Origin of the sequence: Pseudomonas sp. PvP100 (assembly GCF_017833055.1) — a bacterium.
GTDB classification, from domain to species: domain Bacteria; phylum Pseudomonadota; class Gammaproteobacteria; order Pseudomonadales; family Pseudomonadaceae; genus Aquipseudomonas; species Aquipseudomonas syringae.
The window spans coordinates 4468146-4491978 of the sequence record NZ_JAFIBO010000001.1 but is presented as its reverse complement, the minus strand read 5'-3'; the positions used below and the strand labels follow the sequence as shown (position 1 = coordinate 4491978).

General features: G+C 59.9%; 22 protein-coding genes. 10 read left to right on the top strand and 12 right to left on the bottom strand.

All coding sequences use genetic code 11. The annotated features are described in order from the left end of the window. Positions 1-3: 3 nt before the first annotated feature. Positions 4-378, bottom strand: coding sequence for a hypothetical protein (locus JOE39_RS19315; RefSeq protein ID WP_010422769.1), 375 nt, complete (start codon positions 376-378; stop codon positions 4-6). A 52-nt stretch (positions 379-430) separates the two neighbouring features. Between JOE39_RS19315 and JOE39_RS19310 the strand changes: the two genes are divergently transcribed. After that, positions 431-1402 (top strand): CobW family GTP-binding protein, encoded by a 972-nt coding sequence (locus JOE39_RS19310; protein ID WP_210078443.1) that lies wholly within the window; start codon positions 431-433, stop codon positions 1400-1402. Between the two features lie 129 nt (positions 1403-1531). Here the strand turns inward: JOE39_RS19310 and JOE39_RS19305 are convergent, their stop codons facing one another. Beyond that, entirely contained in the window at positions 1532-1924 is a 393-nt protein-coding gene (locus JOE39_RS19305) for a DUF3301 domain-containing protein (RefSeq protein ID WP_003316050.1), read from the bottom strand. Between the two features lie 118 nt (positions 1925-2042). On the opposite strand from JOE39_RS19305, the gene pdxY reads away from it, so the two are divergent. Then, positions 2043-2909 (top strand): pyridoxal kinase PdxY, encoded by an 867-nt coding sequence (gene pdxY, locus JOE39_RS19300; RefSeq protein WP_003340274.1) that lies wholly within the window; start codon positions 2043-2045, stop codon positions 2907-2909. A gap of 46 nt (positions 2910-2955) precedes the next feature. Here the strand turns inward: pdxY and JOE39_RS19295 are convergent, their stop codons facing one another. Next, positions 2956-3441, bottom strand: coding sequence for an acyl-CoA thioesterase (locus JOE39_RS19295; RefSeq protein ID WP_003316052.1), 486 nt, complete (start codon positions 3439-3441; stop codon positions 2956-2958). Positions 3442-3732: 291 nt separating this feature from the next. Here JOE39_RS19295 and JOE39_RS19290 point away from each other — a divergent pair, with 291 nt between their 5' ends. Continuing rightward, on the top strand, positions 3733-5496 hold the full coding sequence (locus JOE39_RS19290; RefSeq protein WP_096115543.1) for a cation:proton antiporter: 1764 nt from the start codon (positions 3733-3735) through the stop codon (positions 5494-5496). A 38-nt stretch (positions 5497-5534) separates the two neighbouring features. Here the strand turns inward: JOE39_RS19290 and JOE39_RS19285 are convergent, their stop codons facing one another. The 3 genes from JOE39_RS19285 to uvrD form a co-directional block, all read right to left on the bottom strand. Beyond that, the gene (locus JOE39_RS19285) at positions 5535-5942 is read right to left on the bottom strand and encodes an SMI1/KNR4 family protein (protein WP_003316056.1); all 408 of its coding nucleotides are present in this window, start codon (positions 5940-5942) and stop codon (positions 5535-5537) included. 131 nt (positions 5943-6073) lie between these two features. Further along, entirely contained in the window at positions 6074-6919 is an 846-nt protein-coding gene (locus JOE39_RS19280) for a Tim44 domain-containing protein (protein ID WP_003421439.1), read from the bottom strand. Positions 6920-7119: 200 nt separating this feature from the next. After that, complete coding sequence (gene uvrD / locus JOE39_RS19275; RefSeq protein WP_003367943.1) at positions 7120-9303, bottom strand: DNA helicase II; 2184 nt, start codon at positions 9301-9303, stop codon at positions 7120-7122. 308 nt (positions 9304-9611) lie between these two features. On the opposite strand from uvrD, the gene hexR reads away from it, so the two are divergent. Both hexR and JOE39_RS19265 read left to right on the top strand, forming a co-directional pair. Next, positions 9612-10478, top strand: coding sequence for a transcriptional regulator HexR (gene hexR / locus JOE39_RS19270; RefSeq protein WP_003316059.1), 867 nt, complete (start codon positions 9612-9614; stop codon positions 10476-10478). Between the two features lie 144 nt (positions 10479-10622). Continuing rightward, entirely contained in the window at positions 10623-10808 is a 186-nt protein-coding gene (locus JOE39_RS19265) for a hypothetical protein (RefSeq protein WP_003316061.1), read from the top strand. On the opposite strand, the gene JOE39_RS19260 is transcribed toward JOE39_RS19265, so the two are convergent. After that, positions 10762-11712 carry a LysR family transcriptional regulator gene (locus JOE39_RS19260; RefSeq protein ID WP_096115544.1) on the bottom strand — a complete coding sequence of 317 codons (951 nt, stop codon included), beginning with the start codon at positions 11710-11712 and terminating at the stop codon, positions 10762-10764. The two genes, JOE39_RS19265 and JOE39_RS19260, sit on opposite strands and share 47 nt — an antisense overlap. 160 nt (positions 11713-11872) lie before the next feature. On the opposite strand from JOE39_RS19260, the gene JOE39_RS19255 reads away from it, so the two are divergent. Then, complete coding sequence (locus JOE39_RS19255) at positions 11873-13288, top strand: acetyl-CoA carboxylase biotin carboxylase subunit (RefSeq protein WP_096115545.1); 1416 nt, start codon at positions 11873-11875, stop codon at positions 13286-13288. 100 nt (positions 13289-13388) lie between these two features. Further along, positions 13389-15197, top strand: coding sequence for a sodium-extruding oxaloacetate decarboxylase subunit alpha (gene oadA / locus JOE39_RS19250; RefSeq protein ID WP_210078445.1), 1809 nt, complete (start codon positions 13389-13391; stop codon positions 15195-15197). A gap of 152 nt (positions 15198-15349) precedes the next feature. On the opposite strand, the gene JOE39_RS19245 is transcribed toward oadA, so the two are convergent. The 3 genes from JOE39_RS19245 to JOE39_RS19235 are packed head-to-tail and all read right to left on the bottom strand — an operon-like array spanning position 15350 to position 17115. Further along, positions 15350-16018: a GNAT family protein gene (locus JOE39_RS19245; protein ID WP_046271305.1), complete on the bottom strand. Its 669-nt coding sequence runs from the start codon at positions 16016-16018 to the stop codon at positions 15350-15352. Positions 16019-16033: 15 nt separating this feature from the next. Next, positions 16034-16480 carry a GNAT family N-acetyltransferase gene (locus JOE39_RS19240; protein ID WP_096133875.1) on the bottom strand — a complete coding sequence of 149 codons (447 nt, stop codon included), beginning with the start codon at positions 16478-16480 and terminating at the stop codon, positions 16034-16036. After that, entirely contained in the window at positions 16477-17115 is a 639-nt protein-coding gene (locus JOE39_RS19235) for an FMN-binding negative transcriptional regulator (RefSeq protein ID WP_198710894.1), read from the bottom strand. Before JOE39_RS19235 ends, JOE39_RS19240 begins: the two co-directional genes overlap by 4 nt. 89 nt (positions 17116-17204) lie before the next feature. On the opposite strand from JOE39_RS19235, the gene JOE39_RS19230 reads away from it, so the two are divergent. The 3 genes from JOE39_RS19230 to JOE39_RS19220 all read left to right on the top strand — a co-directional run bounded on the left by JOE39_RS19230 (position 17205) and on the right by JOE39_RS19220 (position 21040). Then, positions 17205-18767: a PLP-dependent aminotransferase family protein gene (locus JOE39_RS19230; protein WP_210078447.1), complete on the top strand. Its 1563-nt coding sequence runs from the start codon at positions 17205-17207 to the stop codon at positions 18765-18767. A 54-nt stretch (positions 18768-18821) separates the two neighbouring features. Continuing rightward, positions 18822-20033 (top strand): YeeE/YedE family protein, encoded by a 1212-nt coding sequence (locus tag JOE39_RS19225; RefSeq protein ID WP_024649904.1) that lies wholly within the window; start codon positions 18822-18824, stop codon positions 20031-20033. A 119-nt stretch (positions 20034-20152) separates the two neighbouring features. Further along, positions 20153-21040: a bestrophin family ion channel gene (locus tag JOE39_RS19220; protein ID WP_003316074.1), complete on the top strand. Its 888-nt coding sequence runs from the start codon at positions 20153-20155 to the stop codon at positions 21038-21040. 55 nt (positions 21041-21095) lie between these two features. Here JOE39_RS19220 and JOE39_RS19215 read toward each other — a convergent pair whose 3' ends face one another. After that, the gene (locus JOE39_RS19215) at positions 21096-22100 is read right to left on the bottom strand and encodes an asparaginase (RefSeq protein WP_134942964.1); all 1005 of its coding nucleotides are present in this window, start codon (positions 22098-22100) and stop codon (positions 21096-21098) included. 29 nt (positions 22101-22129) lie between these two features. Continuing rightward, positions 22130-23581 carry an alanine/glycine:cation symporter family protein gene (locus tag JOE39_RS19210; protein WP_024665744.1) on the bottom strand — a complete coding sequence of 484 codons (1452 nt, stop codon included), beginning with the start codon at positions 23579-23581 and terminating at the stop codon, positions 22130-22132. Positions 23582-23833: the final 252 nt, after the last annotated feature.

Genomic DNA, 23833 nt, shown 5'->3' with positions numbered 1-23833 from the left:
TGCTCAGTCAGGCGTTATCCACTGCCCCTTGCTCTGGCCTTCGCAAAAGGGTTTGAGGTACAGCGCGTCACCGGCGACGCCGTAATAGTGGATGTGCTCGCGATACGGCATATTGGCAACCTGCGCATTGCGGCAAACGCCGAATGCGCCTGCCGGGCATTGTTGCGAATAGGTGGTCTCGGTCTTCTGCCCGGCCAGTTGCGGCTGGCAGAAGCTGTCGTGAAACAGGTTTGCCGGAATGTTGATATTTTCCTGGCAGACCTTCACGTCGAGCCTTTCGGCCTGGCTGTGGACCAGACACGCTTCGGCCCACGCCGAGCCGCAAGACGCTGTCAGCAGCATCAACGCCAGACGGGCAGACAGCCGCATTACTTGCATCGGTATCCTTCCTTGCTCTTCAATGAACAACGCATTCGCCAAAAGTGATCTCATGCTGCAAAACATACCGACGCATGTCATCGGTGGCCCGTTGGGCGCCGGCAAGACCAGCCTGATCAAGCGTCTGCTGGCGCAGAAACCTGCCCATGAGCGCTGGGCCATATTGATCAATGAGTTCGGGCAGATCGGCCTGGACGCCGCGCTGCTGACCACGGATGCCGATGGTATCGCACTTGGCGAAGTGGCTGGCGGCTGCCTGTGTTGCGTCAATGGCGTGCCATTTCAGATCGGCCTGGGGCGTTTGTTGCGCAAGGCGCGGCCGGACCGTCTGTTGATCGAGCCTTCGGGGCTGGGCCATCCCGCGCAACTGATGACGCAATTGCGCGAAGCGCCGTGGCGCGGCGTTCTGGATGTTCAGCCCGGCGTGGTGGTGCTGGATGCGCAGGCAATGCTCGCCGGACAACCGTTGCCGAGTACTCAGCAGGAAGCCCTGGCGCACGCCGGGCTGGTGGTCATGAACAAGTCCGAGCAACTGGATGATGTCGCTCGTCAGGCATTGACCGAACAGTTAATGCCGCATGCCTTGATCTGGACCCGACACGGCGAGCTGTCCCTGAGCCGTGTGCCGGGGTTCGCCAGTGGCACCGCTGTGGATAAACAGACTGTGGATAAGCTGATGCTGCCCAACGGCGTCGGCCACTTGCCCGCGCTATGGACCGACCCGAAGGTGCCGATCTGTCTGAGTCAGGTGAGTGCTGACGGCTGGAGCATCGGCTGGCGCTGGCATCCCTCGCAGCGCTTCGATCTGCAGCGCATCCTGCACTGGCTGGAAAGCCTTGATTGGCGGCGGGCGAAGATGGTTATCCACAGCGAGGGCGGCTGGTATTCCGGCAACGTGGTCGACGGGGCTCCGCTGGCCTGGCAAATCAGCGAATGGCGTCAGGATTCTCGCCTGGAGTTGATCTTTTCCACTGCGCAGGATGTGGATAAGTTGCAGGCGCAGATGGCGGAGTGTCTGGCGTGACAGGTGATAGCTGAGGGCAGCACGCAGAGCGTCCGCGACGGCATGCCAACCCGGAGCCTTGGCACGATAGTCAGTCGGATTTACGCATGGACATGAGCGCTGAATCGCGGCAACAAGAGTCGTGCGCGGCTACTGCTTCCATTTCTGATGCGATTGACGCCATTCGCTCATCTGAATAACTTCAGCGCTGGGCGGTGGTGTTTTGATTTCAAACGGGTAGGGTGCCAGTTCGATCTGCGCAGTGTGCGCGCCGAACATAGTGATCGTGCCAGGGTGACGTTGCTCGCCGGTCACCGTGAACTCGAAGCCATACACGCGGGCCAGGCGTTTGCGGCCCTGAGCGTCGCGGGCGAAGGTCAGGCGGCGCAGGGCAACCGCGTCATCCAGCAATTGCAGCTCAAGGCGTTCGCAGTGCTGCTTGACGCGTGCCAGCGCCTTTTCGCGCAGACCATGGGCGTGCCACCACCAGGCCGCGGCGCTCGCGAACAGCATCAGCACGAAGATGTTTCCCAGGGTCAGCATGACGGAGTGCTCCAGCGTAGGAGTCGTCAGCTTAACTGTCCTGAGTGATTTACAGCCATACTGCGCGACTTATATTTCTCATTATTGCATTTGCATCGTGTTCAGGATTCCGCCCCCCATGAAACGTACGCCTCATTTGCTCGCTATCCAGTCCCATGTGGTATTCGGCCACGCCGGCAACAGCGCAGCGGTGTTCCCGATGCAGCGTATCGGGGTCAACGTCTGGCCGCTCAACACGGTCCAGTTCTCCAACCACACGCAATACAAGCAGTGGACCGGCGAAGTGCTGGCTCCGCAGCAGATTCCTGCGCTGATCGACGGGATTGCCGCCATCGGCGAGCTGGGCAACTGCGATGCGGTGCTGTCGGGGTATCTGGGCAGTGCGGCGCAGGGCAGGGCGATCCTCACGGGCGTGGCACGCATCAAGGCGGCCAATCCGAAAGCGCTGTACCTGTGCGACCCGGTGATGGGCCATCCTGAAAAAGGCTGCATCGTTGCCCCCGAAGTCAGTGATTTCCTGCTGCAGGAAGCGGCGGCCATGGCGGACTTCATGTGCCCCAATCAACTGGAGCTGGACAGCTTCTCGGGGCGTAAGCCCGAATCACTGCACGACTGCCTGGCGATGGCGCGTGCCTTGCTGGCGCGTGGTCCCAAGGCGATTGTGGTGAAACACCTCGATTACCCCGGCAAGGCCGCCGATGGTTTTGAAATGCTGTTGGTCACTGCCGAGGCCAGCTGGCATCTGCGCCGCCCGTTACTGGCATTTCCGCGTCAGCCGGTCGGCGTGGGTGATCTGACCTCCGGGTTGTTTCTGTCGCGTGTGCTGCTCGGCGACGATCTGGTTGCAGCGTTCGAGTTCGCTGCGGCCGCCGTCCACGAGGTGCTGCTGGAAACCCAGGCCTGTGGCAGCTATGAGCTGGAACTGGTGCGCGCTCAGGATCGCATCGCGCACCCACGGGTAAAGTTCGAAGCCGTGCGTTTGTAATAGATCTGCTATCAAAGGCTCGGGCATCGATGCCCGAGCCGGGTAATTACAACGCTTCTTCCTTGATGTCCTGATAACGCTTTTCCAGTTCCTGACGAATCTGGCGGCGTTGCTGCGCCTGGATGAAACGCCGTTTGGCATCGGCCGATTCGGGCTCCAGGGGCGGGACGCTGGCGGGCTTGCGATTGTCGTCCACGGCAACCATGGTGAAGAAGCAGCTGTTGGAGTGACGTACCGAGCGTTCGCGGATATTTTCGGTGACAACCTTGATGCCCACCTCCATGGAGGTGTTGCCGGTGTAATTGACCGAGGCGAGAAAGGTCACCAGTTCACCGACGTGCACCGGCTCACGGAAAATCACCTGGTCTACCGACAGCGTCACCACGTAGCGTCCGGCGTAGCGGCTGGCACATGCGTAGGCCACTTCGTCCAGGTACTTGAGCAATGTGCCGCCGTGTACGTTGCCAGAGAAGTTGGCCATGTCCGGGGTCATCAATACAGTCATCGACAGCTGGGCGTTTCCGGGTTCCATAGCGTACTCACACGGTCATGGTGTTCAAGGGGCGCCTATGCTGGCGCTCAAGGGGCTTGCGACAGTTATCGGGACGCTGGCCAGCAGGCGGCCGTCACGCGTCATAACTATCTGTTTCCATATATTGCACCGCCTTTATGTCGAAGGGGGCGGTGTTAACCTGCAAAAACCTGTGGATCGGGTTTTTTCCTACGTCTTTATCGGATTTTAGTGACGAAAAGGATAGCTGTCGCCCTGAAGGGCGCGGCGATATCGGCTTGCAACGTCATCATCACAAGGAGCTTCGCCATCATGCATGCCATCAATTTCATTCAGGATCTGGCAGTGATCATGCTGGTGGCCGGTGTGGTGACCATTCTGTTCCATCGCCTCCGGCAGCCGGTCGTGTTGGGCTATATCGTTGCCGGGTTCATCATCGGTCCGCACACCCCGCCATTCAGTCTGATCCACGACGAAGACACCATCAAAATTCTGGCCGAACTGGGGGTGATCTTCCTGATGTTCTGCCTCGGGCTGGAGTTCAGCCTGCGCAAGCTGTTCAAGGTCGGCGCCACGGCGTTCATCGCGGCCTTTCTGGAAATTGCCCTGATGATCTGGATCGGTTACGAGATCGGGCAGTTCTTTGGCTGGAAAACCATGGACTCGCTGTTTCTCGGCGCGATTCTGGCGATCTCTTCCACCACCATCATCGTCAAGGCGCTCAACGACCTGAAGATGAAGAACCAGCGCTTTGCCCAGTTGATTTTCGGCGTGTTGATCGTGGAAGACATTCTCGGTATCGGCATCATTGCGCTGCTGTCCGGGATCGCCGTCAGCGGCTCGGTCAGTTCCGGGGAAGTGTTCTCCACCGTCGGCAAGCTGTCGCTGTTCATGATCGTGGCGCTGGTGGTCGGCATCCTTGTGGTGCCTCGACTGCTGTCCTACGTCGCCAGATTCGAAAGCAACGAGATGCTGCTGATCACCGTCCTGGGCCTGTGTTTCGGCTTCTGTCTGCTGGTGGTCAAGCTGGAATACAGCATGGTACTGGGCGCCTTCCTGATCGGCGCGATCATGGCCGAGTCGCGTGAGCTGCTGAAGATCGAACGCCTGATCGAGCCGGTTCGCGACATGTTCAGCGCCATCTTTTTCGTGGCCATCGGTTTGATGATCGATCCGGGCATCCTGCTGCAATATGCCTGGCCGATCGCCGTCATTACCGTTGCCGTGGTGCTGGGCAAGATGCTGTCCTGCGGCCTGGGCGCCTTTATCGCAGGCAACGATGGCCGTACCTCGCTGCGCGTGGGCATGGGACTGTCACAGATTGGCGAGTTTTCCTTCATCATCGCAGCGCTGGGCATGACGTTGCAGGTCACCAGCGACTTTCTGTACCCGGTGGCAGTCGCCGTATCCGCCATCACCACCCTGCTGACACCGTACCTGATTCGCGGCGCAGACCCGTTGTCGCTCAAGCTGGCGGCGATCATGCCCCGGCGCGTTGCACGTGTGTTCGGCATGTACGGCGAGTGGCTGCGCAGCATTCAGCCGCAAGGCCAGAGTGCAGTGCTGGCCGGGATGATCAGGCGGATTCTCTTGCAGGTCGGCGTCAACCTGGCACTGGTGATGGCGATCTTTTTCAGCGGTGGCTATTTTGCCGAGCGTCTTGGCGGTTACATGAGCGAGTGGGTGGGCGATGTCAGCCACCAGAAAGCCTGGATCTGCGGCGCGGCGCTGTTGTTGGCACTGCCGTTTCTGATTGCCGCGTACCGCAAGCTCAAGGCGCTGTCGATGCTGCTGGCCGAGATGGGCGTGAAGCCCGAGATGGCGGGCCGTCATACCGTGCGCGTGCGCAAGGTCGTGGCCGAGGTGATTCCGCTGTTATCGCTGATGGTGATTTTCGTGATGCTGGCGGCGCTGTCGGCAAGCATTCTGCCGGCCAACGAACTGCTGCTGGTGGTTGCTCTGGTTGCTGCGCTGGTCGCTGCATTGCTGTGGCGCTGGCTGATCCGTGTGCATACCCGGATGCAGATTGCGTTACTGGAAACACTGGGTAACCATCAAGAGAACTCCGGGCACTGAGGCCCGGAGATTCTTGAATACTGCGCAGCAGAGGTGTCTCAGCTTTCCAGCCAGACATCCCGAGCCCAGTGCCAGACCGATTCCCAGCTGTCTTCGGTGACCAGTTCTTCCTCGGCGGACCACAGCAATACAGTGCCGTCTTCCTCGACGCAGTAGTAGTCGTCACCGTCCTGACAGATCGGGATCAGCTCGCGTGGCACGCCCAGATCCCAGGCCGTAGCGGCCACGTCAGGCAGGTAAGTGTGCGACTGCGGGTCGGTCACAGTGACGGGTTCAAGGCTGCCATACACCACATCGCTGACTGTCAGGAGAAATTCCTTGAAGACAAACGGAATGTTGATGAACAGCTGTTCCTCGATCTCTACCAGTTGGTCTTCGTCAGGCAGCTCAAGCGGAACCGGAACCGGTTCATTTGCTTCACGCAGTTGTTCAATGACTTCTTCCACGACACAGATCCTCTCACTTGATGGCGCGGGTTATACAGTAGCGTAAAGCCTTTCTCAAAATAACTATCCGAACGGATAAACAAAAAACCCCGGACATGTCCGGGGTTCTGAACGCGAGAACGGGTTCTGGTTCAACCGTTCTGGCGAATTCCTGCCACCAGCCAGGGCTGGTTATCGCCTTGCGGGCGTTCCATGTTCCAGCTTTCGCTGAACACTTCGCCCTGGTCGAAACGCGACGTCTTGGACACGCCCGAGAACGTCAGCGTGGCGATGGTCTTGTCGGCACGATCATCCACACCGTCCAGCTGGACCTGAAGGTTTTCGATGTAGGTCGACTGGAAGCCGTCGCCCAGGTCCGCACGTTCCTTTTTCAGGAACTGCAGCATTTGCGGGGTGACGAACTCGGCGATCTTGTCCATCTCGTTGGCGTCCCAGTGCTGCTGCAGCGACTGGAAGTGGCCGCGAGCAGCGTCCAGGAAGCGCTGTTCATTGAACCAGGCAGGTGCGTTGATCACTGGCGCAGTGGAGGCCGGGGAAGAACTGCCGAAGATCGGGTTCTGCGCAGGCTGGCTGGTTTCGCGCTGGTACGGTGGTGCACCGGCAGCGGCCATTTTCGGCTGTTGCTGCTGCCGACGACGCGCAATGAAGCGGAAGATCAGAAAGGCGATGAGGCCCATGATCAGGATGTCGAACAGTTGCAGGCCGTTGAAGCCGTCCCCCATGAACATCGACGCGAGAAGGCCACCGGCAGCGATACCGGCCAATGGGCCCAGCCAGCGCGAAGCACCGCTTGGCGCAGCGGCAGGACGACCCGCAGCGTTAGGCGCTGCCGCAGGTGTGGAAGGCGCGGCCTGACGAGTCTGATGCGTAGGCGCCGAGCCCATGCTCTTGCCGCCACCGAAGCGCGCTGCGTTCACATCCAGGCTCATGGTGAGCCCGATGCACAGCGCCATCGCGATGCTTAGAAAACGTTGCATAAGGGTATTCCCGTTTTGTGATTGCACGCGCGCCATGTTGCACAGCGGATGGCGACATGACCAGCGCGTTAGTGTTTCGGACTTTTACATAAACAGCGTAGGACTTTTCTACGCGCTTCGTAAGATGTGTACGAGGATTATCGTTCCTCACGCTAGCGTGGGAACGATAGTCAGGGACGTATGGGCGATGATCGACCGGCCTACAACGGCACCAGCTTCGCGTAGCCCATCATCAGCCACTTGCTGCCCTCGGGGAAGTTGACCTGCACCCGGGCCTGGGCGCCAGCGCCTTCGAAGTTGAGGATCACACCTTCGCCGAATACCGCATGCTGGACGCGCTGGCCCATGGTGAACTCGGTTTCCGGAATGCCGGTGCCGTTGAACAGGCTGCTGCTGTTGAATTTCGGCGTGCCGCCGAACGGACGGTTGACGCTGTTGGACAGCCGGACTTCCTGAATCAGCGCCGGCGGGATTTCGCGTACGAAACGCGAGACCTTGTTGTAGGTTTCGCTGCCGTACAGACGACGCGTTTCGGCGTAGGTCATCACCAACTGTTTCATGGCCCGGGTGATGCCGACATAGGCCAGGCGCCGTTCCTCTTCAAGACGGCCCGGTTCTTCCAGACTCATCTTGTGCGGGAACAGCCCTTCCTCCATGCCCACCAGGAACACGTGCGGGAATTCCAGGCCCTTGGCGCTGTGCAGGGTCATCAGCTGAATGCTGTCTTCATGCTCCTGCGCCTGGGTGTCGCCTGCTTCCAGCGAGGCATGCCCCAAAAACGCGGCCAGTGGCGTCAGGTCTTCTTCGCTTTCGTGATTCTCGAAAGCACGGGCAGCGCTGACCAGTTCCTCAAGGTTTTCTACCCGCGCCTGACCTTTCTCGCCTTTTTCCTGCTCATGATAGGTAATCAGCCCGGACTGTTCGATCACCGTCTGGGTCATCAGGTGCAGCGGCATTTCCATGACCTTGGCCGCGAGGTTCTCGATCAGCTCGATGAAACCGCCCAAGGCAGTGGCGGCGCGTCCGGTCAGGCCCTTGTTGGCAACCAGCAGGCGCATGGCTTCCCACATGGAGACGTCGGCATGACGCGCATGCTCGCGAATCGCTTCGACGGTTTTTTCACCGATGCCGCGCGCCGGAACGTTGATCACCCGCTCCAGTGCCGCATCGTTGCCACGGCCTTCCAGCAAGCGCATGTAGGCCATCGCGTTCTTGATTTCGGCACGTTCGAAGAAGCGCTGTCCGCCGTAAATGCGGTACGGAATGCGCTCACGCAGCAGGGCTTCTTCAAGCACCCGCGACTGGGCGTTGGAGCGGTACAGAATGGCGATGTCGTTGCGCGAAATACCGGTTTTCAGCGCGCTTTCGATGGTCTCGACCACGTAACGCGCTTCATCGTGCTCGTTGAACGCGGCGTACAGATTGATCAGCTCGCCATCGCCAACGTCGGTCCACAATTCCTTGCCCAGGCGACCACTGTTATTGATGATCAAGCCGTTGGCGGCCTTGAGGATGCTCGCTGTGGAGCGGTAGTTCTGCTCCAGGCGGATGACTTCGGTGTCCGGAAAGTCCGAGGAATACTGGTGGATGTTCTCGATCTTCGCGCCGCGCCAGCCGTAAATGGACTGATCGTCGTCGCCGACCACCATCAGGCTGTCGCCCCCCTGGGCGAGCAGGCGCAGCCAGGCGTACTGCACGGCGTTGGTGTCCTGGAACTCGTCCACCAGGACGTGACGGAAGCGGCGCTGATAATGCGCCAGCAAGCCCGGGTTATCGCGCCACAGGTCGAGAGCGCGCAGCAGCAGCTCGGAGAAATCGATGACGCCGGCCCGCTGGCAGGCGATCTCGTAGGCTTCGTAGACGCTTTTCATGGTGGTCAGGAACAGGTCGCCGCTTGCCTGAATATGTTTCGGGCGCAGGCCTTCGTCTTTCTGACCATTGATGAACCACTGGGCCTGACGTGCAGGCCAGCGTTGTTCGTCCAGACCCAGCTCGCGCATCACGCGCTTTACCAGACGCTGCTGGTCATCGCTGTCGAGAATCTGGAAGGTCTGCACCAGCCCGGCTTCCTGCCAGTGCGCCCGCAGCAGGCGATGGGCCAGCCCGTGGAAGGTGCCCACCCACATGCCAGCCGGGCTGATGCCCATTAGCTGCTCGATACGGTGGCGCATTTCGGCGGCAGCCTTGTTGGTGAACGTCACCGACAGGACCGAATGCGGGGAGGCTTGCTCGACCTGCATCAGCCATGCGATGCGATGCACCAGCACACGGGTTTTGCCGGAGCCAGCACCAGCCAGAACCAACTGACGACCCAGAGAGGCGGCTACGGCCTGACGTTGGGCATCGTTGAGGGAATTCAGAAGAAGAGAGAGATCATCGCGCATCAGCGCATTCTAGGGTGCCGCGCGATGACGGGCAAACCATGCTTTGCGTCAGCCAATAAAAATAGCGGGGGCGCTGACGACCGGTCGTCGCCTGTTGTCGGGCGCGAATGCGTTGCGTCTACCTTTATGGGTGAACAGGCAGGGTCTGACTGGCGAATGGGCCTAATGTAGGATTATTCCCACAATTGCCGCTGATAACGCCCGCACGGCGCGTTCCGGCTTCGTTTAACTGGGCGGCTGGCGGGTCATGTAGTATAACTACAAGAAAGCTACAACCATCCCATCTCTCTTTTTGCCGAGTCTGCCCCTTGAATCTGCTGCAACACATCGCCCAGTCACGTAATTTGCTGCGCAAATCGGAGCTCAAGGTAGCCGACCATGTGCTGCTCGACCCTGCGGCCGTGATGCACAGTTCCATGGCAGATCTGGCGCACAGTGTCGGTATCAGTGAGCCGACCATCGTGCGTTTCTGCCGCGCCATCGGCTGCTCCGGGTTTCAGGACCTCAAGCTCAAGCTGGCGCAGAGCCTCGCGGCGGGCGCAAGTTTTGGGCAGTTCGCGATTCACGAAGACGATTCGGTTGCCGACTACAGCCTGAAGATTTTCGACACCACGCTGCACACGCTCATGGAAGTGCGCGAAAACCTCGACCCCCATGCGTTGCAACTGGCAGTCACGGCCATGGCCGGGGCCAATCGGGTCGAGTTCTATGGGTTTGGCGCGTCCGGCGCAGTGGCCGCTGATGCGCAGCACAAGTTCTTTCGTCTACTGCTGACCGCTGCGGCGTATTCCGATCCGCACATGCAGGCGATGTCGGCCGTTACGCTCAAGCCGACGGATGTCGCGGTGTGCATTTCGCAGTCAGGGCGTTCGAAGGATTTGCTGATCACCGCCAATCTGGTCCGCGAGAGCGGCGCGACGCTGATCACGCTGTGCCCCAGCCAGACGCCACTTGCCGAGCTGTCTTCGGTCAACCTGGCCATCGACGTGCACGAAGACACCGAAATCTACACGCCGCTGACTTCCCGTATCGCACACCTGGTGGTCATTGATGTGCTGGCAATGGGCGTCGCCATGGCGCGCGGCCCCGGTCTGGTCAACCACCTCAAGAGCGTCAAACGCAGCCTGCGGGGCTTGCGCCTGTCACCAAAATCGATCAAGACCCACGAAGACTGAGCCGATCCCGTTACATCAAATTTCATCGATCTGTCACCTGCGTGCCGCCTGACTGTCACTGTCACGCTCCATTCTGGTGCTCCCACAAAACGTATTGGGAGACAGGATATGGCTCGGCATTACGATGATTTACCTACCAGCACCGTGAAAACCCGCCGTCAGCAGGAAGATCAGCGTCGCATGGAGTTTCGTCGGGCAATTGAAAGCTACAGCGAGGCACGTCAACTCAATCAGGAGTTGTGTGACTACATGGATGGCATGGATAACGCCGTCTGGCAGACGATCAAGTTGCCCGCGGTCGACCGTCGAAACGCTCGACAAGCTGGCTGATCTGCGCACGTTCGGTGCGGATGAACGCAAGAAACGCATGTGCCACGGGTGAAAGGCGTTTGTCCCTGGCCTGAGCCACGCACCAGCTTCGATACAGTGGCAACTCCGCCACGGGCAGCTCGACCAGGGCGCCTGTGGCGAGTTCCTGGCAGACCGCGTGTCGGGTCAGCATCGCCAGGCCCAGCCCGGCTACCACGCATTCACGTTGTGCTTCGCTGGAAGAGACTTCCAGCGTCTGCGTGAAGTGCACGCGCTTCTCCTTGAAAAACTCCTCGCAGGCCCGACGCGTGCCCGATCCTGTTTCCCGGGTCAGCAACGGCCATGGCTCCAGATCTTTCAGGTTCAGCGTCGCGCGGCTGCTCAGCGGATGGTCAGGCGGCGCTACGGCGACAATCGGGTTATTCAGGAACGGCAAGAACTCCAGGCCCATGTCCAGTGGCACTGCCGACATCACCACTAGATCATCGCGGTTATCCGACAGGCGTCTGATGACTTGGGCGTGATTGACCACCATCAGGCTCAGGCTGACTTCCGGGTGCTGGCGCTTGAAGGCGGCGAACAGGTGAGGGATGAAGTACTTGCAGCTCGACTCGACGGCCAGCTTCAACTGGCCCTGCAGCGAGCCCTGCATGTCGGAAAGCTGCATGTCCAGGCTTTCCAGGCGCCCGAAAATATCCCGGCTGGCCTGTTGTAGCGCTTGCGCCGCTTCGGTCAGGTAGAGCTTTTTGCTGACGTATTCGAACAGCGGCTGGCCGATCAGCTCTTCGAGCTGCCGAATCTGCAGGCTGACAGCGGGTTGTGTCAGCGACATCTCTTCGGCAGCACGGCTGTATGAGCGCAGATCGCACACCTCATTGAAAATGCGCAGTTGACGCAATGTCATACGCATCAATGACTTACGCATTTATAAAGGCTCCGCGATCCGACTGAAGCGCCAACTATAAGCTTTTACTTATGCACCTCCCAACTTTTACTCATTTTTGTTAATCCTTGATTGGGCATAGGGTGGGCCTGCGACATTCAGTCACATACACGGTTACAAGTGTGGGTCGAGGGAAACGCCAGTGATAACAAAAATTCTGATCGCCAACCGCGGGGAGATTGCCGTTCGCATCGTGCGTGCATGCGCCGAGATGGGCATTCGCTCGGTAGCGATCTTTTCCGAAGCGGATCGGCATGCCTTGCATGTCAAACGTGCCGACGAAGCCTATGGCATTGGTGCCGAACCTCTGGCGGGTTACCTGAACCCGCGTAAATTGGTGAATCTGGCAGTGGAAACCGGTTGCGATGCGTTGCATCCCGGCTATGGCTTTCTTTCCGAGAATGCCGAACTGGCCGATATCTGCGCCGAGCGAGGGATCAAATTTATCGGCCCCTCAGCAGAAGTCATTCGTCGCATGGGGGATAAGACCGAGGCCCGGCGCAGCATGATCAAGGCCGGCGTACCGGTCACGCCCGGTACTGAAGGCAACGTGGCAGATATCGACGAGGCGCTGGCCGAGGGCGAGCGTATCGGTTACCCGGTGATGCTCAAGGCCACCTCCGGGGGCGGCGGACGGGGTATCCGCCGCTGCAACAGCCGCGAAGAACTCGAGCAGGCCTTCCCGCGCGTGATTTCCGAAGCGACCAAGGCCTTCGGTTCGGCAGAAGTCTTTCTCGAGAAATGCATCGTCAATCCCAAGCACATTGAAGCGCAGATTCTGGGCGACAGCTTCGGCAACGTGGTGCACCTGTTCGAGCGCGATTGTTCGATTCAGCGACGCAACCAGAAACTCATCGAAATTGCTCCCAGCCCGCAGTTGACCCCCGAACAGCGCGCCTACATCGGTGATCTGTCGGTACGTGCGGCCAAGGCAGTCGGTTACGAGAATGCCGGCACCGTGGAGTTTCTGCTCGCCGAGGGTGAGGTGTACTTCATGGAGATGAACACCCGGGTGCAGGTCGAGCACACCATCACCGAAGAAATCACCGGCATCGATATCGTTCGCGAGCAGATTCGTATCGCCTCCGGTCTGCCGCTGTCGGTGAAGCAGGAAGACATCATCCATCGCGGTTTTGCCCTGCAGTTCCGGATCAACGCCGAGGACCCGAAGAACAACTTCCTGCCCAGCTTCGGCAAGATCACCCGTTATTACGCGCCCGGCGGGCCTGGCGTGCGTACCGACACGGCGATCTATACCGGCTACACCATTCCGCCGTTCTATGACTCGATGTGCCTGAAGCTGATTGTCTGGGCGCTGACCTGGGAAGAGGCCATGGACCGCGGCCTGCGTGCGCTCGATGACATGCGCCTGCAAGGGGTCAAGACCACGGCTGCCTATTACCAGGAAATCCTCCGCAACCCGGAGTTCCGCAGCGGTGAGTTCAATACCAGCTTTGTCGAGAGCCATCCCGAGCTGACCAATTATTCGATCAAACGCAAACCCGAAGAGCTGGCCCTGGCCATCGCCGCCGCCATTGCCGCCCATGCAGGCTTATGAATAAGCAGCTGCAAGTTTCAAGCTACAAGCTGCAAGTAAAAGCCGAGTCGCTCTTACTTGAAGCTTGCAGCTGACAACTTGCAGCTCGAAAGGACTACCCATGACCAAGAAGATCTTTGTAACCGACACCATCCTGCGTGACGCTCACCAATCGTTGCTGGCGACGCGCATGCGTACCGAAGACATGCTGCCGATCTGCGACAAGCTCGACCAGGTCGGCTACTGGTCGCTGGAAGTCTGGGGCGGCGCTACCTTCGACGCCTGCGTGCGTTTTCTCAAGGAAGACCCGTGGGAACGTCTGCGCCAGCTGCGTGCGGCCTTGCCCAATACCCGGTTGCAGATGCTCCTGCGCGGCCAGAACCTGCTGGGCTATCGGCATTACAGCGATGACGTGGTCAAGGCGTTCGTCGCCAAGGCGGCGGTCAACGGTATTGATGTGTTCCGTATTTTCGATGCCATGAACGATGTGCGTAACCTGCGGGTTGCCATCGAGGCGGTGAAAGCGGCGGGCAAACACGCGCAGGGCACCATCGCTTACACCACCAGCCCGGTGCATACCATCGAGGCCTTCGTGGCGCAGGCCCGGCAGATGGAAGCCATGGGCTGTGACTCGGTGGCGATCAAGGACATGGCCGGTCTGTTGACGCCTTATGCCACGGGTGAGCTGGTCAAGGCGCTGAAGGCCGAGCAGTCGTTGCCGGTGTTCATCCACTCGCATGACACGGCCGGTCTGGCCGCGATGTGTCAGCTCAAGGCGATCGAAAGCGGCGCGGACCATATCGACACGGCGATCTCCAGCTTTGCCTGGGGCACCAGCCATCCGGGCACCGAATCGATGGTGGCCGCGCTCAAGGGCAGCGTATTCGACACCGGCCTGGACCTGGAGCTGCTGCAGGAAATCGGTCTGTACTTCTACGCGGTGCGTAAGAAATACCATCAGTTCGAAAGCGAATTTACTGCAGTCGACACGCGGGTACAGGTTAATCAGGTGCCGGGCGGGATGATTTCCAACCTGGCCAATCAGTTGAAGGAGCAGGGCGCACTCAACCGCATGAGCGAAGTGCTGGCTGAAATTCCGCGTGTGCGCAAAGACCTCGGCTATCCGCCGCTGGTAACCCCGACCTCGCAGATCGTCGGTACTCAGGCGTTCTTCAATGTGTTGGCCGGGGAGCGTTACAAAACCATCACCAATGAAGTGAAGCTTTATCTGCAAGGCGGCTACGGCAAGGCGCCGGGTCAGGTGGATGAAAAACTGCGCCGTCAGGCGATCGGCAATGAAGAGCTGATCGATGTTCGTCCGGCCGACCTGCTCAAGCCGGAGATGACCAAGCTACGGGCCGATATCGGCGCGTTGGCCAAGTCCGAAGAGGACGTGCTGACGTTTGCCATGTTCCCGGACATTGGCCGCAAGTTCCTCGAGGAACGTGCAGCCGGGACACTGGCGCCGGAAGTGCTGCTGCCGATTCCCGAAGCCGGAAGCGTGGCGAAGGCAGGCGGTGAGGGCGTACCGACCGAGTTCGTTATTGATGTGCACGGCGAAACCTATCGGGTCGACATCACCGGTGTGGGCGTCAAGGCTGAGGGCAAGCGCCACTTCTACCTGACCATAGACGGCATGCCGGAAGAGGTGGTGTTCGAGCCGCTCAACGAATTCGTCGGCGGCGGGGCCAGCAAACGCAAACAAGCCCACGCACCGGGTGACGTCAGCACCACCATGCCCGGCAACATCGTCGATGTGCTGGTCAAGGAGGGCGATGTGGTCAAGGCCGGTCAGGCAGTGTTGATCACTGAAGCGATGAAGATGGAGACCGAGGTTCAGGCATCGGTAGCGGGCAAGGTCGTCGCCATCCACGTCGCCAAAGGCGACCGCGTCAATCCGGGCGAAGTGCTGATCGAGATCGAAGGTTGAGCTGACGCCTGAGCATCATCCAAAGGTTTACCTCAGGGAAGCACTCGTGGCTTCCCTTTTTTTATTCTGTGTAGGCGCGGCCAGTGGTCACGACTATCGTTCCGCACGCTCCAGCGTGGGAATGCCGTTCTGGACGCTCTGCGTCCTCAGGATTACCGAAACGCTTCAAGCCCCTTGATCTGTTGCCCTTCTTTAAAGTTATCCACAGCCAGCCAGCGCTCAAAGGCGTTCTGCCGCTCAGGCCATTCGCTGTCGAGGATCGAATACCACTCGGTATCCCGGCTCTGGCCTTTGACCACCATGTGCTGGCGGAAGGTGCCTTCGTAGCTGAAGCCGAATCGCTCGGCAGCGCGTTTGGAGCGGGCGTTGTTGGCGTTGCACTTCCACTCCAGACGACGATAGCCCAGTGCGAAAATCTCTCTGGCCAGCAGGTAAATGGCTTCGGTGCCTTTGGGCGTGCGTTGCATGGCCGCGCTGAAGGTGACATGACCTATCTCGATGCGCCCATGGGCAGCGACGATCGACATCAGGCTGATGACGCCTTCGGCCTTATCGGTCTGCTGATCGACCACGGTGTAAAACCACGGATCGGTGGCCGCCTGATGCCCGGCCAGCCATCTATCGAAGGCGCTACGGTCGCTGAACGGCCCGTAGGGAAGATAATCCCACAGCTTTGGGTCCGCATTCGGGCCTTCGAGTGCCGCCCACAAGTCATCGGCGTGACGCGCGGCATCAAGTTTTTCCAGGCGTATGAAACGGCCTGTCAGTGTATGGGCCGTGGGCAGTGCAGCGGCTTGCCAGTCCAGCAGGGTGTCGGACATCAGTCACTTCCTGTTTCAGAGTGCTTTACGAAATTGTATGAGGCCGGGCCGTTCGGCGATTCGCTCGTACAACTGAATGGCCGTGGCGTTGGTTTCGTGGGTCAGCCAGTGCACCTTGTCGCAACCGTCTGCCTTGGCCGTGGCGTAGACAAACTCGATCAGCTGCCTGCCGATGCCTGTTCCGCGTTGTTCGGGCGCGACGATCAGATCTTGCAGGTAACAGGCGTTGTTGATGCTCCAGTTGGAGCGATGGTAGATGAAATTCACCATGCCCACCGCCTCGTCACCCCGCCAGGCGAGCGCCGAGTGAGTCGGTTCGCTCGGGTCCACAAGGCGTTGCCAGGTGATGTCGCTGACGCCTTCGGCCAGTTCGGTGTTGTAGAAGCGCAGATAGGCCTGCCACAGAGGCAGCCACGCGTGATGGTCGTCGACGTTAACGGGGCGAATACGCACATCGGTCATGAGCTGCTCCCTTCGCTCATCAAGCGAGCGACGTGTTGGTCATTTGCATCCTGGCTTGCGGCGAGGCCGTCGCGCACACCGGCCATGTCCGCAGCGCTGCGATTCTGACTGAGTTTACGTTTGCCCTGCAGCCGTTGCACCGGAATGGCGAATCCGACAATCGCCCCGAGCATTTTTGCGATGTAGTCCGCCGGCGCGTCGTCAATGGACCAGGGTTGCGCTCGGTCGGATTCATGGCGATGGGTCAGGTCAGCCAGCAACTGATGCAATTGCGCAGCATCGGTAAAAACCTCGGCCTGCCCATAAGCATGCACGGCCACATAATTCCACGTCGGTACGACCTTGCCGTGCTCCCTCTTGCTCGGATAGAACGACGGGCTCACGTAGGCATCGCCGCCAGGAAAAATCACCAGTGCCTCGGCGCCGGAGCTAAGTTGCTGCCACTGTGGATTGGCTTTGGCCAGGTGCCCGTAAAGCGTGCCATACGAACCTTCATCGCGGCGCAACAGCAGTGGCAGGTGGGTGGCTTGCAATCCTTCTGCGCCGTGCGTGACCAGAATCGCCAGGCGCGTCTGCTCGATCTGCTCGTGCAGGCTCGGTGTGTCGTTGTTCTTGAAAGCGGCAGGGATGTACATGGGTAATGTCCTTGGCTGATAACAGGATCGTAGGCAAGGTATTGGTCTGATGTAAGATCCATTTTTGATCATTTTAACAGGGCCAATACATGCCTGATCTCAGTGTTGCGTTTCCGCCCACACTCACCGGTATCGCGCTGGACCCGAATCAGGGCCTGAGCAAGCAGCTTTATGGCCTGTTGCGCGAGCAGGTCCTCGATGGGCGTCTGAGCAGTGGCACGCGCCTGCCAGCCAGTCGCGATTTGGCGCATTCACTGGGCATCTCCCGTAACAGCGTGATACGGGCCTATGACCAGCTGTATGCCGAGGGTTTCATCGAGGGGCGCGTTGGCGACGGTACGTATGTGGCGCAGCTCTCTGAATCAAGCGCCGCGCCTCGGCGGACCGGTCGCAAAAAACTATCCACCAACTTACCCACAGGTGTATCCACAGGGTTATACACAGGTTTGTCCACAATCGGGTCTGAAATACCGTCAGATTCCTCCTGTGAAGTTATCCACAGCCCGGTGCTCGCGCTGCTGGAAAAACATCATCTGCATGAACCACCGACGGGTCGTCCGCGGGCCTTTCGGGTCGGCGTACCGGCGTTCGATCTTTTCCCCTTTGCCTTGTGGGGCAAGCTGTATGCCGCTTTTTGGCGCAGACCTGATCTTGCTCAGCTCGGTTATGGGTTGGCGGCGGGAGACTCGCGGTTACGTGAGTTGATTGCGGTCTACCTGCGCTCATCGCGTGGGCTGCATTGCAGCGCTGAGCAAATTGTGATCACCAGTGGTGCACAACACGCGATCAGCCTTTGTGCACAGTTGCTTCTTACCCCGGGCGAGGGCGTTGCTGTGGAGAATCCGGGGTATCGGGCGGCCGGTCATGCGTTTGCCCTGGCAGGTGCTCGATTGCACGGTGTGGCTGTGGATAACGAAGGCATGCGTTGCGCAGACCTTGAGCAGGCAGACTGCAGGCTGGCCTACGTGACGCCTTCACACCAATACCCGACTGGCGTGGTGATGAGCCTGGCGCGGCGTCTGGAATTGCTGGCCTGGGCCGAGAAACACCAGGGCTGGATTGTCGAGGATGATTACGACGGTGAGTATCGCTACAGCGGTTCACCCTTGGCGCCCCTGGCTGCGCTCGACCGCAACGCGCGGGTGCTCTACGTCGGCACGTTCGGCAAAATCGCCTTTCCGGCGCTGCGCCTCGGGTACCTGGTTTTGCCAGAGCCACTGGTGCCGGTGTTCAGCCAGCGCAAGGCCGTGGACATGCGTCACACCGAAATAGGGGTTCAGGCGGTCATGGCGCAATTCATTGCGTCGGGTCATTTCCAGCGACACATACGTCGCATGCGCCGCGCGGCGCTCAGTCGTCGCAATGTGCTGCTGGATAACTGGCCGGCCGATATTCCAGGATGCGCGGCAATGCCCAGAGTGGTTGCCGGGCTGCATGTCATGGTCAAGGTCGACAGCGTGGCGCGTGAGCAGGCGCTGATTGCCAAGGCCAATGGTGTCGGGGTCGAAATGAATGCCCTGAGTGATTACTGGCTGCCTGATTCCACCGAGCCTGTGGATAACCGCGCCGGGCTGGTGCTGGGGTTTGCCGCAGTGCCCGAGGACGAGATGGTCGAGGCATTGAACAGGCTGCGCGAGGTCTGGTCCGAGTAGACCCGTTGGCAGGCGTATAATCTGCGCTTTCTGTTACCTGTCCTTGAGATACCCATGAACAACTCTCTTACTGCAACACCCGGACGCAAGTTCGGCGCGCCGCTGGCCGCGCTGTTCCTGCTGCTGATGGGCGCCCAGTTCCTTCTGCTCAGTGTCGGCACCCGCCAGGTAATGCTGTGGATCGTCGGCGCGGCGTTGGGCGTAACGCTGTATCACGCGGCATTTGGTTTCACCTCGGCGTGGCGGGTGTTCATCCGCGAGCGACGGGGTGCTGGCCTGCGCGCGCAAATGGTCATGCTGGCGGTCGCCGTGGTGCTGTTTTTCCCGGCACTGGGTGCGGGCACGCTGTTCGGCCAGCCAGTCACTGGCCTGGTTGCCCCGGTCGGGATTTCGGTCGTCGTCGGCGCGTTCATTTTCGGCATCGGCATGCAGCTGGGTGGCGGCTGTGCGTCCGGCACATTGTTCACTGCCGGTGGTGGCAACGCGCGGATGCTGGTGACGCTGCTGTTTTTCATCCTCGGCTCACTGATTGCCACCCATCACGTCGACTGGTGGTTTGCCCTGCCTTCGTTCCCGGCGGTGTCGGTGGTCAAGACCTTCGGCGTGCTGCCTGCGCTGCTGGTCAATCTGGCGCTGTTCGGCTTGATCGCGCTGGTGACCGTCAAGCTCGAAAAGCGCCGTCATGGCCAGCTTGAAGCGCCGCCAGTCACGGATCATCGCGGCATGAGTCGCGTGCTGCGCGGGCCGTGGGTTCTGGTCTGGGGCGCTGTCGCGCTGGCGCTGCTCAATTACGCAACGCTGGCGTTGGCCGGTCGTCCGTGGGGCATCACCTCGGCGTTCGCGCTGTGGGGCGCGAAAGCGGCCAGCGGGCTGGGCGTGGACGTCGGCAGTTGGGTGTTCTGGCAGAGCGCTGCGAACGCCAAGGCGCTGGCGGCTCCGGTGTGGGAAGACATCACCAGTGTGATGGACATCGGCATCATGCTCGGTGCCTTGCTGGCGGCAGGTCTGGCAGGTCGTTTTGCACCCAGCCTCGATATCCCCACGCGCTCGCTGGTGGCGGCGGTCATCGGCGGCTTGCTGCTGGGCTACGGCTCGCGCCTGGCCTACGGCTGCAACATCGGTGCGTACTTCAGCGGCATTGCCTCCGGCAGCCTGCACGGCTGGCTGTGGCTGGTGGCGGCCTACGCCGGTAACGTCGTCGGTGTCCGCCTGCGGCCGATTTTCTTCACCGGCGAGCGTCCGCAGGTGGTTCTTAATGGCTGCTGAAAACGTCTGAAACCCCGAGATAAGCGGGCCGCTTGCGAACCAACTGCCGGTTTCGTATTCAAAGGCCATGCGGTAACTGTGCGTATGCGGTTCGCTTATTTTTCGATGGGGTGGTTCTTTTGCAGCAAACGATCATTTCGAAAATCCGTTTTCTCGGCAAGACCATCGGTTATGTAGGATGGTCGCTTTTCTGGCTGTTGATCTGGGACGTGATTGTCACGGTCGACTTCATGCTCTATCTGGAGCGCAAGATCACCTTGCCGTCCATGCCGTTGACCCTGCTGGGCTCGGCGCTGGTGGTGCTGACCAGCTTCCGCAATTCAAGTGCCTATAACCGCTGGTGGGAAGCCAGGACGCTATGGGGCGCGCTGGTCAACAGTTCACGCAGCTTCGCTCGGCAAGTGCTGACGCTGGTCGAGGATGACGACGGGATCAACCCGGTCAAGGCCACACTGTTGCGTCGCCATGTCGCGTATGTGAAGTGCCTGTCTGCGCACCTGAAGGGCGCCAAGTGTGGTGATGAAGTTCAGATGCTGATTCCTCGCGAGGAATTCGAACGTCGTCACGATACCAACAACTTTCCCAACGACCTGCTCAATACGTCGGCTGCGCTATTGGCCAAGGAGTATCAGGCCGGGCGGCTGGACAGCATTCGTCTGGCGCGGCTGGAGTCGACCATGGTGGATATCTCCAATTGCCAGGGCGGCATGGAGCGTATTGCCAATACACCGTTGCCTTATCCGTACGTGGCTTTTCCGCGCCTGTTCATCACGCTGTTCTGCCTGATCGTACCGATTGGCCTGGTGGAGACCCTGGGCTGGTTCACGCCTCTGGCGTCGACGGTGGTGGGTTTTATGTTGTTGGCGATCGAGAAGATCGGTACCGACCTGCAGAGCCCGTTCCGTGCCAGTGAACATGAGATTCAGATGACGGCGTTGTGCGAAAACATCGAGCGCAATCTGGATTCGATGCTCAGGGGCGCGCAGGAGGAATGCAAGGCTTCATGAAGGGGTGAGGCGTCGCGCGATTGCGTGACGCCTCGGGTAAAGCAGAGGCAGCCGCTTAACGCAGCTCGCCGCACAGGTCCAGTTCGACCAGGCGCCGTACCTCCTCGGTCGTCAGGTCTGCGCCCAGCAGCGCATGCAGTTTGCCCAGCGCTGCTTCACGGGTCATGCCACCACCGGAGAGTACGCCTGCACTTCGCAGACGGCTGCCCGCTTCGTAGACATCCAGCTCGACACCGCCCTCATGGCACTGGGTAATCGCGACCACACAGATACCCAGCGCTCGCGCGTTCTCCAGACTGGCCAGAAATTGCGGATCGTCACTGGGGCCCGTGCCGCTGCCGAAGCATTCGAGCACCAGACCGCGGATACCACTGTTGATCAGACCGTCCAGCTGGGCAGCACCGACACCGGGAAACAGCGGCAATACCGCCACCTCTGTAAGTGTCTTGGTCTGGCGATAGTTCAATGCGTCAGGGAGCGAAACCACCGCATGGCCGCCGCGTGAGCGTTGCAGCGGTGCGAACGGCTGACGACCGAAGCTGCGAATTTTCGCGCAGCGTACGGGCGCCATCAGTTGCCCGTGAAAATACAGCTGCACGCCTGACACCAGACCCGAACCCAGCGCCAGCAGGGCGCCGTTGACGTTTTCCCAGGCATCGCTGTCCTGCACGCCGGCAGGCAGCATCGAACCGGTGAACAGTACCGGCGCGCTGAAACCCAACAACTGGAAACACATCGCCGCTGCGCTGTACGCCAGGGTGTCGGTGCCATGCAGGACCAGCACCGCATCGCAGCCATCGACCTCAACCGCCTCGATCACCGCCTCGCGCAGGCGCAGCCAGTAGGAAGGGGTCATGTTGGCGCTGTCGATCAGCGGCGACATCTCGCGAAAGCGCCACTGCGGCATCACCAGTTCCGGGTGCTCGGCCAGTTGCCCGGCCATTCGCGCCTCGAAACCGGAGGCCGGAGCCAGACCATTGGCGCTGGCCTGCATGCCGATGGTGCCGCCGGTGTAAAGAACCATCACGCGTTGTGCGGGTTGTTGTGCGTCATGCGGCATGGCTCTTCTCCGGCGTAGTGTCGCGGTGATTATCGTGCTTCGGGTACAGACTTGGCTGCCGCTTCGGCATCCTGTGTCGACTGACGGGTCGGATTGGCCGGCCATGCGGTGCGATCCAGGTCCAGATCAGGGAACTGGCTGGAATCGAACACCGGCGTCTTGACCCCGGCCCGACGTTGCGCATCGTAGTCATTCAAAATGCGTTTGACGACTTTGAACAGCATTGCAAGGGCGATCAGGTTGACGAACGCCAGCATGGTCATGGTGATGTCGGCGAACGCCAGTACGTCTTTCAGGTCGACGACCGCACCCCACATGATCAGTACCAGCACCGCGATGCGGTAGATGATGATGGTCTGGATCTTCTCGCCAAACAGGAAGCGCAGGCTGTTTTCGCCCAGGTAGTAGTTGTAGAGAATCGAGGTGAAGACGAACAGTGCCAGCGCTACGCTGATGAAGACTCTGCCCCAGTCACCGACCACGGCTGCCAGCGAGTTCTGTGCCAGAACGATACCGTTGCCGTCGTAGCCGATGTCGTAGATACCGGACAGAAGAATCAGCAAGGCGGTGCAGGTGCAGATCACGAAGGTATCGAGGAACACGCTGAACGCCTGAACCACGCCCTGGGCCACCGGGTGCTCGACCTGTGCCACGGCAGCCACGTTGGGCGCACTACCCAGGCCGGCTTCGTTGGCGAAGACGCCACGCTTGACGCCCATCACGATCGCGCTGCCGATCAGGCCGCCGAATACCGGATCAAGGCCGAAGGCGCTTCTGACGATGGTCATCAGCATGCCGGGAACGTGGTCGATCTGCAGGGCGATCACGTAGATGGTCACCGCGATATAGATCAGGGTCTTGACCGGAACCAGCAGGTCGGAAATGGCCGCGATACGCTTGATGCCGCCAATGAAGGCCAGGCCCAGCAGTACGACCAGGCAGATGCCGGTGGTGCGGGTGTCGACGTTGAACGCGCTTTTCAGCGAGTCGGTCACAGCGTGCGATTGCAGGCCGTTGAAGGCAAAGCCGAAGGTCACCAGCAGCAATACCGCCATGACCATGCCCAGCCAGCGCTTGCCCAGGCCGTACTGAATATAGAACGCCGGACCGCCACGGAACTGGCCTTCGGAATCCTTGCGTTTGTAGAGCTGAGCGAGGGAGCACTCGATGAAGCTGCTGGCCATGCCGACCAGTGCGGTCACCCACATCCAGAATACGGCACCCGGACCACCGAGCGTCACGGCAATGCCGACGCCTGCGATGTTACCGGCACCGACGCGGCCCGCCAGGCTGAGCATCAAGGCCTGAAACGAACTCAACTGGCCGGCGCTGCTGCGCAGACTGTCGCGAAAAACCGAGAACATGTGGAAAAAATGTCGAAACTGAACGAAACGCGAGCGGATCGTGAAGTAACTACCCAGGCCTACGATAAGTACGATCAGTACCTTACCGGAGAGAAAGTCGTTAATCATTTCCAGCATTTTTGTTATTCCTCGCTACTTTTGAGGGGGCGCACTATACCGGTGCAAAGTTTTTACGTCTGTAGTCGCTTTCTTGGACGGCTGATTCTTCATTCGCGACGATGAATGAATACTTCCACGGGTTGCTCCGCAAAAGTGGGGTGCCGAAGGCTCTGGGTCCAGTGTCGGAGCCCTTTGCTGCAGGCAAAAAAAAGGGTCTGGAGAATCACTCCCAGACCCTCAAAAAATTGAGGGGTGTCTAGGCCCTCAATC